The organism is Pseudomonas sp. S1(2024) (genome assembly GCF_046557535.1).
Genome location: NZ_JBKGFP010000042.1, coordinates 36,455 through 51,033, shown reverse-complemented (window position 1 = coordinate 51,033; position 14,579 = coordinate 36,455). Strand labels below are relative to the sequence as shown.

The window sequence follows — 14,579 nt, the reverse complement described above, 5'->3', positions numbered from 1 at the left end:
TTGTAGCTCCGTGTGCGTTAAATCTATAGTGGCCGCAATGCTGGATAAACAGGCTGGAACTCCACTCATAATGGACAAAAGGGAAGTAATGCCATGGAAAGCCTGAACGGCATCCTCGCCTTCGTGAAAACCGCCGAGTCGTTGAGCTTTGTCAGCGCGGCGCGGGCGATGGGTATTTCCGCATCGGCGGTTGGCAAGAACGTTGCCCGCCTGGAGAGTTCGTTGAAGGTGCGGCTGTTCCAGCGCAGTACGCGCAAGGTCAGCCTGACGGCGGAAGGCCAGCTGTTCTATGAGCGCTGCCGGCGTATCCTCGACGACCTCCAGGATGCGGAGGCCATGCTGTCCCATGCGATACAGGCCCCGCGTGGTCGCTTGCGGGTCAGCCTCCCGACCATCGGCTACCGTTTTCTGCTGCCGTTGATGCCGGCTTTTCGCAAGGCATACCCTGAAATCGAACTGGAAATGGACTTCAACGACCACTTGGTCGACCTGATCGACGATGGCTTCGATGTGGTGATCCGCAGTGGTGGGCTAGCCGATTCAAAATTGATGTCGCGCAAGCTCGGGCCGTTCCGCTTTGTCATGTGCGCAGCGCCTACCTACCTGGCACGCAAGGGGCGGCCCCAGACGCTAGCCGACCTGGAGCGACACGACTGCCTGCGCTATCGCTTTGTCACGACCGGCAAGATCATGGACTGGAGCCTCGGCGCCGATCCCGAGATTACCCAGTTGCGCTTACCCACGGTGCTGACGCTGAACAACATGGAGGCAATGCTGATGGCTGCGGTGGACGGCCATGGTATCGCCTACATGCCGGACTTTCTGGTACGTGAATCGGTCAGGACTGGCGCCTTGGAAAGCCTGCTTGATGCGCATACCTCCGACCAGGGCCAGTTCTGGGCGCTGTGGCAATCGAGCCGCCACCTGTCGCCGAAGATCCGTGTGTTCGTCGACTTCATCGCCGAGCGTTTGTTCAAGGCGTAAATTGCCCGGCGCCTCCCACGCTCTCCACAACACATAACTCATTGAGTTGGCAGTGACCTAGTGGGCGCGGGCGTGTCGAGGCATCGAACCGCCGCGAACACCGGCGCAGCCGGTGCCAGGCACCGCGTTGGATTCTTCGCGGGCACGCCCGCTCCCACACGGTACGCGGACCGCTTGCGAGCGCTTCACAAATGAAGCAACCCCAACGCCCCGATCAAGGCAGGCGGCATTACCAGCGCCCCCAGGCGCAGGAAGTCCAAGGCACCGACGTGTTCGCCTTCACGGCGAACGGCAACCAGCCAGAGCAAAGTGGCCAGGGAGCCGGTAATCGACAGGTTCGGCCCGAGGTCGACGCCAATCAGCAGCGCCGCAGTGGTTCTCGCGGGTAAATCGACAATATGGCCAACGGAGCCTGCGATCAGGCCGGTCGGCAGATTGTTCATCAGGTTGCCGGCGATAGCCGCGACCACGCCGGCGCCCCAGCTCGCCTGGTGCTCGGAGCTGCGCGCCAGCGCGGCCAAGCCATGGGCCAGGTGCTCGATCACACCCGTCTGTGCCACCGCTTCCACCAGCACGAACAGGCCCGCGACCAACGGCAGTACGCCCCATGCCACACCTTTGAGCACCGGCATCGGGTTGCGCCGCTGGCGCAGGTGGATCAGCCCGGCCGTGGCGATGCCGGCGCAGAAGGTGGGCAAGCCGAGCTGCCGGTCCAGGGCGGAGGTCAGCAGCAACAGGGCGCCTGTCAGCACGATACCCAGCGCGCACAAGCGTGCACCGCTGGACAGCGGTTGCATGTCGATAGTCGTTGCCAGGGGCTGGCGTATCTGTTTGCGTTGGGCCAGCCGCAGCACCAGGTAGGTCAGGCCGATGGCCGCAAGCGACGGCAAGGTGAACTGCCGCAGCCAATCCAGCAACGGCGGCATCTGGCTGCCGAACACTACCAGGTTGGCCGGGTTGGAAATGGGCAGCACAAAACTGGCGGCATTGGCGATGAAGGCACAGATGAACAGATAGGGCAGCGGCTCGGCCTTGGCCGCCCTGCATGCGGCATACACTGCTGGGGTAAGCACCACAGCCGTGGCATCGTTGGAGAGGAACACCGTTACCAGTACCCCCACCAGGAATACCAGGTCGAACAGGCGCTGGCCGGAGCCCCGGGCATGCTGCACCGCGTACATGGCCAGCCAGTCGAACAGCCCTTCCTGGCGTGCCAGTTCGGCCAGCACCATCATACCGATCAGAAACAGGTAAACATCGCCACCCTCGGCGACAGCGCCGAGGGCCGTGGGTAGTGGCACCAGGCCAAACGCGGTCAGCAATACAGCGGCGCCGACTGCCCAGACATATTCCGGCACCCGCCAGGGGCGCAGGATTACCCCACCGGTCGCAACGGCGGCGACGGCCCAGATGAGCGAGGATGGATCAAATACAGGCATGCAGTTTACTCAGGTGAATGAATGAGTTGGCGCGGCTTGGCCGGGTGCCAGCCTTTGGTGGATGGCGTGCAGCACGCTATATCGTGTCAACGTTATTTGGCTGAGCTGGCAATTGCCGGCTTGGGTGTTCCTTCCTAAGGCCTGTCTGATAGGTGAGTAGCCCGATTGCAGCCACGATACCCAGAACGACGAAGGCTGTGCCATAGCCGAAATGTTGCGCGATCCAGCCGGCAAGTGCGTGGCTCATGGCCGCGCCTATTCCCTGTATCGTCATCACTGCACCAAGCCCTGCATTGATGTGCCCAGTGCCGCGCAGGATGGAAGCGACAAGCCCTGGCAAGGCGACACCCAGCAGGCCTGCCCCGATTCCATCAAGGGCCTGTACCGGAATCAGGGCCCAAGGGGACTCCCAGCAACCGGCGATCAGCCCGCGCAAGGGCAAGGCCAGGAGGGCGGCAAGGATCAGTGCCCGATACCCGTGCCGAGAGGCATGCCGCCCGGCCCAAAGCGCGACGGGAATCATGACCAGCTGCGCCACGATGACGGTGGATGCCGTGAACACGCTGGGGTCGGCCAGCCCACGCGTGACAACCGACTGTGCCAGCAAGGGCAGCATCGCGGCATTGCCAAGGTGGAACAGCAGCATGGTGATCGCGAGCAGGCCCAGCTCGCGCGAGTGCGTCAAAACCCGCACCAGGGAAGGCGAGGGGCTGCTACCTTGCGCAGGCTGGTTGCCAGTGAGGTCACCACCGCGGGCACGCTCATGATCGATGTCATGTGGATCGATCTTGCGCAAGCAGGCAAGGGCCGCGCACGCCATCAGGGCCATCAGGACGAATACGGCTGACAGCCCCCAGCGGTAGCCTGCCAGCCCGGCCAAGGCAGCCGCTACCACGTTGCCGGCATGGTTCCAGGCTTCGTTGATGCCTAGCTGCCGAGACAAGTCTTTTTGATCAACGATGCCCAAGGTGATGCCCATGATGCCGGCGCCCATCAACGCACCCACAACACCCGTCACCACTTGAGAGGCGACGGCGACGCCGAACGTTGGCGCCGTCCATAGCGCTGCCGTGGCGAGAATGAGTGCAATGGCGCCGCTTGCCAGAAGCAGTCGCTTGTGGCGCGAGGCGTCGATCCACGCGCCCATCGGCGTGGTCGCCAACATGCCTGCGATGCCGCCAGCGGCCATCACGTAGCCAATGTCATCGGCTCGCCAGCCGTGGCTGGCCAGAAACACACCGAGGAAGGGGCCCAGGCCGTCACGGACATCGGCCAGGAAGAAGTTGAGGCCGGACAGCCAGCGCCGTGAGCTGGCATGCGCCGGAGTTATGAAAGGCATTGCCGGGTGCATAGAGGCATTCCCTTATGGCGCGCGGTCATAGAGCGGCTGCAGGGTGGATAACGTGGTGCCCATGCTGACCGCTTCCAAAGCGGTGCCAAAGGCATTGCGCGTGCCCAGCCCGGATGCTGCGAACGGTGCGCCCGTCTGCACGGAAATACGCAGGCTCTCTGACGGGAAACGTACGATGCTGCCATCGCTCAGGATGACGCCGTTGGCCTCGCCCCGTGGGCCAGTGAGCACGGTCTCCACCTGGCCTTCCACCTGTTGCGGCTGCAAACGCTGGGCGCGCAGGTGTGGCGGCAGGGCTCGGCCTTCGCCGACCGGTGGCGGCTGGTCGTACACGGTGCGCCCGCTGTCGGCGTGGATGATGGCGTCGGCTTTGACCGTGCCTCGCGTTTCCGCCCGCCCGATGATGCGGACGGCGTCCCCCACTTTGACCGTGGCTGTGAGCGCATCGGCCATATGCGGTGGAAACTTTGCAATGGTCCCGTCGCTCAGGCGCAGCCCGTCGACCTCACCATAGGGATTGATGAGCATCCGTTGCACCTGGCCTTCCACCACGTACTGGCTCACCAGGCCAGGTGTTTCCACACCCTGATGCGGTGTTGGAGGCAGATGGGCGGCGGCGGGCGGCATGGCATGCGCGCTGAGGCTACCCAGGCCAATTGCCAGTGCAAGAGATGTGGCGATGAAATACCTGGACATTGGAGAAGCTCTTTTGGGTGGGAACACCCAACCTGTAGCGCAAACACTATGCCAGATAAAATTGTTAATTAAATCAATCAGTTATGATTGATAGGAGTAATGTGCCGTCCGATTCCGTGACGCTAAGGTGTCACGGAATCGGACACCTCCTTTGCGTGCGAAGGGGTTAGTTCAGATCGAACTCGGCCAGCTTGCGGTAGAGCTGCTGGCGAGACAGACCGAGGCGCCGCGCCGCCTCTGCGCGGTTGCCCGCCGTCGCAGCCAGGGCGCGTACGATCATTTCGCGCTCCAGCTGGGCAACGGCCTGTGCCATTGGGCCTTCCCAGTCAATGTCCAGGCCCGGGGGGGGCGCCGCCGCCGTCTGCAACCCGATGTGTTCGGCCTCGATGACCGGGCCGTGGCTGAGGATGGCCGCGCGCTCCATGGCATTGCGCAGTTCGCGCACGTTGCCCGGCCAGGAATGGGCCAGCAGCAGCCGGGCTGCCGCCGCGCTCAACCGCTTGGGCGAGTCGCCGCCCAGCAGGCGTAGAAAGTGTTCGGCCAGCAGCAGCACGTCGCCCAGGCGCTCACGCAGCGGTGGTAGCCACAGTGGTACTACCTGCAGGCGGTACCACAGGTCTTCCCGGAAGCGCCCTTCCTTGACTGCGCTGGGCAGGTCCCGGTGGGTGGCCACGATGATGCGCACGTTCACCGGCTGGGCACGATTGGCGCCCACGGGGGTGATTTCGCGTTCCTGCAGCACCCGCAGGATCTTCGCCTGCGTGGCCAGCGGCATATCGCCTATTTCGTCGAGGAACAGGGTGCCGCCATCGGCCTCGCGAAAGCGCCCGGTGCGTTCAGTGATGGCACCGGTGAACGCGCCTTTGACATGACCGAACAGCTCGCTTTCCATCAGTTCGGCCGGGATCGCCGCGCAGTTGACGGCGACGAAGGGGCCGGTGGCTCGCCCGCTGTTGCGATGCAAGGCGCGCGCGACCAGTTCCTTGCCTGTGCCCGTCTCGCCCAGGATCAACGCAGTGGCATCGGAGTTCGCGGCCAGCCCGATACGCTTGAAGACCTGGCGCATGGCCTCGCTGCTGCTGACCAGTTCGGTGCCATCCACGGGCTCTTTGGCGGCAGGTGATGCCCCGGCCGCCTGGGGGTTGTCTGGGGTGTTGGCTGCCCGTCGCAGGGCCCGTTCGAGCGTCTCGATCAGGGCGGCCCTGGTCACGGGCTTGGTCAGGTGGTCGAACGCGCCCAGGCTCATCGCCTCGATGGTGTTGCCGCCACTCGCATAGGCGGTGAGCATGATGCAAGGCACCTGCGAGATGCGCGCCGCGCGGCGCAGGAACACCAGGCCATCCTCGCCCGGCAGCCGCAGATCGACGATGGCCGCATCCACGTCCTCGGTGCGCAGCCTGTGCAGGCCTGCATCGGTGGTTTCAGCCTGCAGCACCGCATACCCCAGGTCTTGCAGCATTTCTGCAAGGCTGTCGCGGAATGCGGCGTCATCGTCGACGATCAGGATTCGGGCCACGGTAGCTCCATCTCTATGCGCGTTCCTTTGGCCGACTCGGCGAGACCGACCCGCCCGCCGTGACCCTGCACGATCTCGCGCACCAGCGCCAGCCCCAGGCCGGTACCTCCAGCGCGATTGGTGGAGAACGGTTCGAACAGTGTATCGCGCAGGTCATGCGGAATGCCGGAACCATCGTCCGCCACCCACAACAGCAATGTGCCGCGGTGCGTGCGATGCGCACCGAGCTCGATTTCACCGCGTTCTTCCGTGTGCGCCAACGCATTGAGCAGCAGGTTGTCAAAGACCCGCGCCATTTGTGTCGGGTCGAACAGCGCAACTTGCTTCGCGCTAGCGGTCAGCTCCGGTTCAACGGCCAGTGTTATTCGTACGCCTTTCTTTTGCGCTGCTTCGGCGTGGGCATTACGCCGCTCCTCCAGCCATTCCTGCAGGTCAACTGCCTGGCGCTCGGCGCGGAACGGCTGGGTCAACGCCAACAGGCTCGACACCAGCGTCTCCAGGCGTGCCGTTTGCGACAGTACGGCCTCCAGGGCGCCAACCACACGTGCTTCGCGCCGGTCAGCCGGGGCAGCCATCGCGTTTTCCACCTTCATGCGCATCGTGCCCAAAGGGTTGCGGATCTCGTGTGCAAGCCCGGCGGAAACGCGCCCCAGCGTGGCCAGGCGCTCGGACTGGGCCAGTTGCTTTCGCAAATGCGCCGACTGGCGCTGCCAACGCGAAATCATCCAGCCCAGCCATGCCCCGGAGACAACGACCAGCGCCAGCAGCAGGCTTACCGCGAGTATCAAGGTATTGACTGTTTCTGTGGCCAAAAGCGGAACGCGCATCAGGGTCCAGGCGATCAGCTGCCGGTCATAGGCCTGAACGGGGCAGGCGGCGAAGGCCACGGCTTCGCGTAAGCCCGGTCGGACGTCCGCCACCAGGCCTGCAGAATCCTGCGCACGCTGGGCCGTGGAGGCAATGCGCTGCAACTCGGCGCTCGGCGGGTCGCGTTTGATTCCCGTGCCGTCGTAGGTTGGGAAGGCGTAGGCCACCACACCCGCATCCGCTCGCCAGAAGCCGCCCTCCATGCCCGGCTGATCGCGCAGTGCCAAATCCAGCACTGCCTGTGCGGCAGCGGGGGGCATGAGATCAGGGTGGTCTTGTGCAGGCGGGAGCTGCTGGCGAACCCGTGCCGCACCCGCCTGGAGCGCCTGGCAACTGGTCGAGGTGAGTTGGCGCGCCTGCGCAATCTGAGGGCCGGCGCCTTGGCGGCTGATTATCAGCAGCAGCCATCCCAGCACAAGCGCAACTGCGGCAATGGAAAGCCACAGAATCAGCAGATCGCGGCGAACGGAGGGTTGCAGTGACAGGTCAGGTTTCCTTTGATGTGGGGCACCGCTGGTCAGTCGGTGGGCGTTCTGATGGCAACCTTGCCAGATGGAAAATCGCCGTGCAAGGACAGGGTCGGTTGAATTAGCAGTGACTCTGTGGGCGCTTGGCGGTGAACCAGTACTTTGTGGCCATTGGCGATGCGCGGCAGGTGAGCTTGTCCAGTACCTTCGAGTTCGAGGCCAGCCTGCACCGGCCTCTTCGCGGCTAAAGCCGCTCCCACAGGTACTGCACTGCACTCGAAGGTGGCGCGGTCCTTGTGGGAGCGGCTTTAGCCGCGAACACCGGCGCAGCCGGTGCCAGGCAACGCGTTGGATTCTTCGCGGTTAAAGCCGCTCCCACGGGGTACGCGTACCGCTTCCATTTGCCTTTGTGTGGTCTTTTCGCCTCAGCAGGCGATACTTCTCTGTATCGCAGGCGTGTTCCTGGTGGCGCGCGCCGCTGGGAGGTGTCGTGTGAACAAACTGACAATCGTGGGTGCCGGCATGGTCGGCGAGGCGGCGGCGCAGATCATCGCTCGGGAAGAGTTGTGCCGTGAGCTGGTGTTGATGGATGTGCAGGGCGAGATGGCGCAAGGCAAGGCGCTGGATGTGTGGCAGGCGGCAGTCGAGTCGGGTTCCGATACCCGGGTTCACGGCGGGGCCAAGGCTGAAATGCTGGACGGCTCTGAGCTGGTGGTCATCACTGCAGGCGTGCCGCGCAAGCCGGGGCAGTCGCGTCAGGATGTACTGAGTATCAACCTGCCAATCCTCGACGGCATCATGGCCGACATCAAGCTGCATGCACCAACTGCGACGGTGCTGGTGGTGTCGAACCCGGTCGATGTGCTCACCTATCGCGCCTGGAGCTTGAGCGGGCTGGGGCGCACCAAGGTGTTCGGCCAGGCGGGGGTGCTGGATACCGCACGCATGAAGTGTTTCATCGCCGAGCAGACCGGGTTTTCTGCCCGGGATATCACGGCGCTGGTCCTGGGCGGGCATGGCGACAGCATGGTGCCGCTGATGCGCTACTGCCAGATCGGTTCGGTGCCGTTGTCGCACTTCCTGTCCAGTGAGCAGATCGAGCAGATCGTCGAGCGCACCCGCAAGGGTGGTGGCGAGATCCTGGGGCTGAAGAAGCTGGGCAGCGCCTGCGATGCGCCGGGCGTGGCGATTGCGCAGATGGTCGATGCGATCGCCAACGGGCGAAACGGCATCTTGCCGGCGGTGGCGATTCTGGAAGGCGAGTACGGGCGCACGGATATTGCCATGGGTGTGCCCTGCGTCCTGGCAGAGGAGGGGCTGGCGCGGGTGATCGAGTTGCCGCTGGATGCGCAGGAGCAGGCGATGTTCGACCAATCGGCTGATCAGGTGGCGCGGGACATTGCTGAAATGAAGGCGCTGTGACTCTGTGGGAGTGGCTTTAGCCGCGAAGAATCCAACGCGGTGCATGGCACCGGCTGCGCCGGTGTTCGCGGCTAAAGCCGCTCCCACAGTGTCCCTGCTAATTCAATGATTTTACGTGCAGTTCAATAAGGGGGGGCTGCCAACCCAGCCTGGCCCCTAGCGCTGGTAAGCCTTGCCAAAATGCCGCTCCAGCCGCGCCTGCACCAGCTCGAGCAGGATCGACAGCACCCAGTAGATCACCGCCGCCGTGGTCAGCATCTCCAGGTATCGATAGCTCGACCGCCCGTACGACTGCGCCAGGAACATCACCTCCCATACCCCCATCACCGATATCAGCGATGAATCCTTCAGCATCGAGATGAACTGGTTGGCCGTAGGCGGAATGATCACCCGCATGGCCTGGGGCAGGACGATATGCCAGAAGATCTGCGGCGTGCGCATGCCCAGCGCCAGTGCCGCTTCACGTTGCCCGCGCGCGACGCCGAGGATGCCAGCGCGGAAGATTTCGCTCAGGTAGGCCCCGTAGTTCAGCGACAAGGCGATGATGCCGGCGCTGATGGCGCCCGGTACAAGGCCCAGCTGTGGCAGCCCCAGGTAGATCAGCAGAATCTGGATCAGCAGGGGTGTGCCGCGGAAGAACGAGGTGTAGAAGCTGGCGACACCCACCAGCACCGCGCTGTTCGACAACCGCGCCAGCGCGGCGGCGAAGCCGAACAGTACCGACACCAGCATCGAGCACAGGCACAGGAACAGGGTCAGTGCCGCGCCTTGCAGAAAGCCGTTGGGCCCCAGCTTGAACCCTGCGAGGTTCGGAAACTTCTCCAGGATGATCGAGAACTTCAGATCGAAACTGAGGAAAAACGCAACGAACAGGCCAAACAGCGCCAGCCAGGTCAGCAGCAGCCGGGTGCGAAAGCCGAACAGGCCGGCACCCGTGGGCTTGGCCACGGGCTTGGGGGAGGAGGGGAAGGTGCTCATTTGCTGATATCGGCGCCAATCCATTTCTGCGACAGCTTGGCCAGGGTACCGTCAGCCTTCAACTCGGCAAACACCTGGCGCACCTTGGCATCCCACTCGGGGTCGCCTTTCTCGATGGCCACCGAGTTCGGCTCTTCATACAGCGGGGCACCTGCCAGCTTGAAGCGCTTGTCCTGGTCCAGGCGCGGCTGCGCGGTCACCAGGTTGGTGAGGATGGCGTCCAGGCGTACGCCGGCACCCAGGCCAAGGTCCTGGAAGGCGACGTTGTCGGTGTCGTAGGGCGCGATCTGCACGAAATCGAAGGGGTATTCGAGCTTCTTGTCTTCGTCGCCTTCGATCACCAGGTTCTTGTTCAGGTAGCTCTCGTAGCTCGATGCACTGGTCAGGCCTACCTTGCGGCCTTCCAGGTCCTTGGCGCCATGGATGCGCTCATCCTTGGCGTTGACCACGATCACCGCAGGCGATGCGTAGTACTCCACCGGGAAGTCGAACACTTCGGCGCGGGCCTTGCTCGGGGTCATCGAGCAGATGCAGATGTCGTAGCGGCCGCTCCAGCGGCCTGCGGCGATCACGTCCCACGAAGGGGTTTCCAGCCGCAGCTTGACGCCGAGCTTGTCCGCCACGGCCTTGGCCACATCCACGTCGAAACCGTCCAGCTGGTTCTGGTCATTGAGGAAGGAAAACGGTGGGTAGCTTTCCATCAAAACGTTGACCAGTTCCTTGCGCGATTCAACCCGCTCCAGCGTGGCACCGGCAAAGGCCTGGGAAGCAGTTGCGAGCAGCACAAGGCCCGCACCGAGCACAGTAGAAAATCGCATGGACATACCTGAAATGTTGGCCAATTATAGGAAGCGGTATTTAATAGTTATAAATGTCACCTACATAATGAATTTTATTCATAAGCACCTTTAGAGTAGTTATATGAAACAGCGAGCGATGGTAATTCTCGACGGTGGCATGGGCCGTGAGCTGCAGCGCAGTGGGGCGCCGTTTCGTCAGCCCGAGTGGTCGGCGCTGGCGCTGAGCGAGGCGCCGGAAGCGGTGGTTGGTGTGCACGCAGCGTTCATCGCTGCCGGTGCCCAGGTCATTACCAGCAACAGCTATGCGGTGGTGCCGTTCCACATCGGCGAAGAGCGTTTTGCAAAGGAAGGGCGACAACTGGCCAATATCGCAGGCCAGCTGGCGCGGCATGCCGCCGATACCGCAGCGCACCCGGTCAAGGTGGCGGGCTCGCTGCCGCCGCTGTTCGGCTCCTATCGCCCGGACCTGTTCCAGCCCGAGCGCGTCGAGGAGGTGCTGGCCCCGTTGCTGCAGGGCCTGGCCCCGCATGTTGACTTGTGGCTGGCCGAAACCCAGAGCTCGGTTGCCGAGGTGCGAGCCATTCACAGCCAATTGCCGGCAGACGGCAGGCCGTTCTGGGTGTCGTTCACCCTGCAGGACGAAGAGGTCGACGAGGTGCCACGCCTGCGCTCCGGCGAGCCAGTGGCCGATGCCATCGAAGCCGTGGTCGGCCTGGGCGCGGCGGCCGTGCTGTTCAACTGCAGCCAGCCCGAGGTCATTGGCGCTGCACTGGATGTAGCGCGCTCGGTAATCGAGCGACACAACGCCGACATCGCCATCGGCGCCTATGCCAACGCCTTCCCGCCACAGCCGAAGGAAGCCACCGCCAACGACGGCCTGGATGAGCTGCGCGAAGACCTTGACCCGCCGGGTTACCTGGCATGGGCCAACGATTGGCGTGAACGGGGTGCCAGAATGATCGGTGGCTGCTGTGGCATTGGCCCGGAGCATATCGCCGAGCTGAAACGCAACCTGGCGTAAAGCCTTGAAGGGGCAGGGCGGCTTCCGCACCCGCTCGGCCCCAGCCATTAAAAAAAACGTTACTCAGACCCGGATTCCATCGTTTTTCAGTCCCCCCGCCATGCCCCTATAGTCCGCTGAAAGCCGATGCCGAATCGGTGTACACAACTCAGCGGTGCGGGAACCGGATATGAACAAGAACGAGAAATTCGAGGGCAATGCAGCGGCCGGTATCGGTACGCGTGTGGTGTGGAGCGGGGAGCAGGTTCAGCATCCGTACAACGCTACCCAGACCCCGATCGTGGTCAGTGCCGCCTACGGCTACAACGACATCGATGCCTGGTACGACGTGGCGCAGGGCAAGCTGCCCGGCTACATCTACAGCCGCATGAGCAACCCGACAGTCGCTACCCTGGAAGCCAAGCTCTGCGAGCTGGAGCAGTCCGAGTCGGCGGTGGCATTCAGCAGCGGCATGGCTGCCATCAGTGCCGTGCTGCATACCTTCCTCTCAAGCGGCAAGCGTGTGGTATCGACCCGCGACAGTTACGGCGGTACCAACAAGATCTTCGAAGAGTTCCTGCCGCGCATGGGTGTGCAGGTCTGCCTGTGCGACACCCTCGACACCGAAGCGCTGGAGCGCGAGATCGCCGCGGGTTGCGACCTGCTGTATCTGGAAACCCCTACCAACCCCACCCTCAAGGTACTGGACATCCAGCGCCTGAGCGCTGCCGCCCGGAAGGCTGGCGCCGTGGTGGTGGCCGACAACACCTTCGCCACCCCGCTGAACCAGAACCCGCTGGCCCTGGGCGTGGATGTGGTGGTGCACAGTGCCACCAAATTCCTGTCCGGGCACGGTGATGTACTGGGCGGGGTGGTGTGCGGTGCCGAGTCGTTGATGGCCCAGGTGCGCCACTACCGCGAGATCAACGGTGCGGCGCTGGACCCGTTTTCCGCCTACCTGATCATCCGCGGTATCAAGACCCTGGCCCTGCGCCTGCGTCAGCAACAGGCCAGTGCCCAGGCCCTGGCGCATTACCTGACTACCGAACCGCTGGTCGAAGCGGTCAACTACCCGGGGTTGCCCCAGCATCCGGGCCATGCGATTGCCAAGGCGCAGATGCGTGGCTTCGGCGCCATTGTCAGCTTCGTGCTCAAAGGCGGCATGCCCACCGTAGCGCGGCTGCTGCCGCGCCTGAAGTACGCCCATCGGGCGGGCAACCTGGGCGCGGTAGAAACCATCTACGGCCCGGCGCGTACCACCAGCCATGTGGAAAACACCCTCGAAGAACGGCTGGCCCTGGGCATTTCCGAAGGGCTGGTGCGCATTTCGGTGGGCATCGAAGACACCGAGGACCTGCTGGCAGACCTGGCACAGGCCTGTGCATCGGTGCGCCAGGAGTTGGCCGCAGCAAAGGAATTGCACGGTGACGAAGACGCCTGCCTGGCCGAAGCACAGGCCTGAGACAGGCGTGTAGCACCCGCTCCTTGCGGTGGGTGCCACTTCATGAAGTCGAACAAAAACAATATGCAAGGCAATTCGCTTCGCTCTGCCAAGACGAGGTCGTTGCAACGTCCTTGCCCGCCAACTTTCATGAGTAAACCACAATGTCCCTGCAGACAACGACAACGAGAAATGCTTCGGCGCATAGCTTCAAGCAGGATATGCAAACCCGCCATATCGTCATGCTGGCGCTGGGCGGTGTCATCGGTACCGGCCTGTTCCTGACGTCGGGCTACACCGTCAACCAGGCGGGCCCGCTGGGGGCGGTCATCGCCTATATCCTCGGCGCGATCATGGTCTACCTGGTGATGATGTGCCTGGGCGAACTGGCGGTACACATGCCGGAAGTCGGCTCGTTCAGCAGTTACGCCACGCGCTACCTCGGGCCGGGAACAGGCTACATGGTGGCCTGGATGTACTGGCTGACCTGGACCGTGGCCATCGGCTCGGAATTCACCGCCGCCGGTATCCTGATGGTGCGCTGGTTCCCCGATACGCCGGTGTGGATATGGAGTGCGCTGTTCGGGTTTGCGGTGTTCATCAGCAATATCATTTCGGTGCGGTCGTTTGCCGAAACCGAATTCTGGTTGTCACTGATCAAGGTGCTTGCGGTGATTGCCTTCCTGGTGGTGGGCGGCGGCGCGATCCTGGGCGTTTTCGAAATCACCCAGGCGCACAGTGTCGGGCTGGGCAACTTCACCCGCGAGGGGCTGTTCCCTACGGGCTTCTGGTCGATCGCCATGACCCTGCTGGCGGTGGCCTTCGCGTTCTCGGGTACCGAGTTGATCGGCATCGCCGCCGGCGAAACCCGCGACCCGGAAAAGAACGTACCCAAGGCCATCCGAACCACGGTCCTGCGCCTGGCACTGTTCTTCGTCGGTACCATCTTCGTGCTGGCAACCTTGTTGCCACGTGAACAGGCAGGGTTGGTTGAAAGCCCGTTCGTGATGGTGTTTGCCATGATCGGTATCCCCTATGCCGCAGACATCATGAACTTCGTCATCATCACTGCGTTGCTGTCGGCAGCCAATTCCGGGCTCTATGCTGCGGCGCGCATGCTGTGGACCCTCAGCGACCAAGGCAACATGCCCCGCCGGTACGCGGCGCTGTCGCGTCGTGGCACGCCGTTCAATGCCATCGTCCTGAGCATGGCCGGTGGCATGGCATCGCTGCTGAGCAGTGTGTTTGCCCCCGACACCATTTACCTGGCGCTGGTGTCCATTTCCGGGTTGGCGGTGGTGGTGGTGTGGATCAGCATCGCGGCCAGCCAGATGGCATTCCGTCGCCATTACATCGCCAATGGCGGCAAGCTCGAAGACCTCAAGTTCCGCGTGCGCGGCTACCCGTTCGTGCCGCTGGCGGCCATCTTCTGCTGCGTGCTGGCCTGCGTCGGCATTGCCTTCGACCCGGCCCAGCGCGTGGCCCTGTACTTTGGTCTTCCATTTATCGCCTGGTGTTACCTGGCCTACTGGCTGACCCGCAAGTACCGCGACCGTCGCCCGCTGCAACCGGAAGCCTTGGCAACAGGTTCCGAGGCCGCCAGAGCAGGGTGATACTA

The 14,579-nt window shown here is 63.3% G+C and carries 12 protein-coding genes; 5 read left to right on the top strand and 7 right to left on the bottom strand.

Translation table 11 applies throughout. The features are described from left to right. The first annotated feature begins 93 nt into the window (after positions 1–93). Positions 94–984 (top strand): LysR substrate-binding domain-containing protein, encoded by an 891-nt coding sequence (locus ACLCGK_RS11995; protein ID WP_410952064.1) that lies wholly within the window; start codon positions 94–96, stop codon positions 982–984. Positions 985–1,169: 185 nt separating this feature from the next. Here ACLCGK_RS11995 and ACLCGK_RS11990 read toward each other — a convergent pair whose 3' ends face one another. The 5 genes from ACLCGK_RS11990 to ACLCGK_RS11970 all read right to left on the bottom strand — a co-directional run bounded on the left by ACLCGK_RS11990 (position 1,170) and on the right by ACLCGK_RS11970 (position 7,113). Continuing rightward, positions 1,170–2,423: an arsenic transporter gene (locus ACLCGK_RS11990; RefSeq protein WP_330142726.1), complete on the bottom strand. Its 1,254-nt coding sequence runs from the start codon at positions 2,421–2,423 to the stop codon at positions 1,170–1,172. A 76-nt stretch (positions 2,424–2,499) separates the two neighbouring features. Then, positions 2,500–3,762 (bottom strand): MFS transporter, encoded by a 1,263-nt coding sequence (locus tag ACLCGK_RS11985; RefSeq protein ID WP_410952063.1) that lies wholly within the window; start codon positions 3,760–3,762, stop codon positions 2,500–2,502. A 24-nt stretch (positions 3,763–3,786) separates the two neighbouring features. Continuing rightward, the gene (locus ACLCGK_RS11980; protein WP_013970793.1) at positions 3,787–4,470 is read right to left on the bottom strand and encodes a hypothetical protein; all 684 of its coding nucleotides are present in this window, start codon (positions 4,468–4,470) and stop codon (positions 3,787–3,789) included. Between the two features lie 166 nt (positions 4,471–4,636). Continuing rightward, positions 4,637–5,986 (bottom strand): sigma-54-dependent transcriptional regulator, encoded by a 1,350-nt coding sequence (locus tag ACLCGK_RS11975; protein ID WP_410952062.1) that lies wholly within the window; start codon positions 5,984–5,986, stop codon positions 4,637–4,639. Further along, the gene (locus ACLCGK_RS11970; protein ID WP_013970795.1) at positions 5,971–7,113 is read right to left on the bottom strand and encodes a sensor histidine kinase; all 1,143 of its coding nucleotides are present in this window, start codon (positions 7,111–7,113) and stop codon (positions 5,971–5,973) included. The genes ACLCGK_RS11975 and ACLCGK_RS11970 overlap by 16 nt, the downstream gene beginning before the upstream one ends. Positions 7,114–7,812: 699 nt before the next feature. Between ACLCGK_RS11970 and ACLCGK_RS11965 the strand changes: the two genes are divergently transcribed. After that, positions 7,813–8,742 (top strand): malate dehydrogenase, encoded by a 930-nt coding sequence (locus ACLCGK_RS11965; protein WP_410952061.1) that lies wholly within the window; start codon positions 7,813–7,815, stop codon positions 8,740–8,742. A gap of 156 nt (positions 8,743–8,898) precedes the next feature. Here the strand turns inward: ACLCGK_RS11965 and ACLCGK_RS11960 are convergent, their stop codons facing one another. Continuing rightward, a complete protein-coding gene (locus ACLCGK_RS11960; RefSeq protein ID WP_015268879.1) occupies positions 8,899–9,720 on the bottom strand; it encodes an amino acid ABC transporter permease in 822 nt (273 codons plus the stop codon). Continuing rightward, a complete protein-coding gene (locus ACLCGK_RS11955) occupies positions 9,717–10,538 on the bottom strand; it encodes an ABC transporter substrate-binding protein (protein WP_023663597.1) in 822 nt (273 codons plus the stop codon). The genes ACLCGK_RS11960 and ACLCGK_RS11955 overlap by 4 nt, the downstream gene beginning before the upstream one ends. 118 nt (positions 10,539–10,656) lie before the next feature. On the opposite strand from ACLCGK_RS11955, the gene ACLCGK_RS11950 reads away from it, so the two are divergent. The 3 genes from ACLCGK_RS11950 to ACLCGK_RS11940 all read left to right on the top strand — a co-directional run bounded on the left by ACLCGK_RS11950 (position 10,657) and on the right by ACLCGK_RS11940 (position 14,574). After that, positions 10,657–11,541 carry a homocysteine S-methyltransferase family protein gene (locus ACLCGK_RS11950; protein ID WP_410952069.1) on the top strand — a complete coding sequence of 295 codons (885 nt, stop codon included), beginning with the start codon at positions 10,657–10,659 and terminating at the stop codon, positions 11,539–11,541. Between the two features lie 169 nt (positions 11,542–11,710). After that, complete coding sequence (locus ACLCGK_RS11945; protein ID WP_015268882.1) at positions 11,711–12,982, top strand: cystathionine gamma-synthase family protein; 1,272 nt, start codon at positions 11,711–11,713, stop codon at positions 12,980–12,982. Between the two features lie 143 nt (positions 12,983–13,125). Beyond that, positions 13,126–14,574, top strand: a complete 1,449-nt coding sequence (locus ACLCGK_RS11940; RefSeq protein ID WP_013970802.1) for an amino acid permease — start codon at positions 13,126–13,128, stop codon at positions 14,572–14,574. The last annotated feature ends 5 nt before the right edge of the window (positions 14,575–14,579 follow it).

Coding starts and splice junctions, on each gene's coding strand:
- ACLCGK_RS11995 (WP_410952064.1), top strand. CDS start 94: ATGGAAAGCCTGAACGGCATCCTCGCCTTCGTGAAAACCGCCGAGTCG.
- ACLCGK_RS11990 (WP_330142726.1), bottom strand. CDS start 2,423: ATGCCTGTATTTGATCCATCCTCGCTCATCTGGGCCGTCGCCGCCGTT.
- ACLCGK_RS11985 (WP_410952063.1), bottom strand. CDS start 3,762: ATGCCTTTCATAACTCCGGCGCATGCCAGCTCACGGCGCTGGCTGTCC.
- ACLCGK_RS11980 (WP_013970793.1), bottom strand. CDS start 4,470: ATGTCCAGGTATTTCATCGCCACATCTCTTGCACTGGCAATTGGCCTG.
- ACLCGK_RS11970 (WP_013970795.1), bottom strand. CDS start 7,113: ATGCCCCCCGCTGCCGCACAGGCAGTGCTGGATTTGGCACTGCGCGAT.
- ACLCGK_RS11960 (WP_015268879.1), bottom strand. CDS start 9,720: ATGAGCACCTTCCCCTCCTCCCCCAAGCCCGTGGCCAAGCCCACGGGT.
- ACLCGK_RS11955 (WP_023663597.1), bottom strand. CDS start 10,538: ATGCGATTTTCTACTGTGCTCGGTGCGGGCCTTGTGCTGCTCGCAACT.
- ACLCGK_RS11950 (WP_410952069.1), top strand. CDS start 10,657: ATGGTAATTCTCGACGGTGGCATGGGCCGTGAGCTGCAGCGCAGTGGG.
- ACLCGK_RS11945 (WP_015268882.1), top strand. CDS start 11,711: ATGAACAAGAACGAGAAATTCGAGGGCAATGCAGCGGCCGGTATCGGT.
- ACLCGK_RS11940 (WP_013970802.1), top strand. CDS start 13,126: ATGTCCCTGCAGACAACGACAACGAGAAATGCTTCGGCGCATAGCTTC.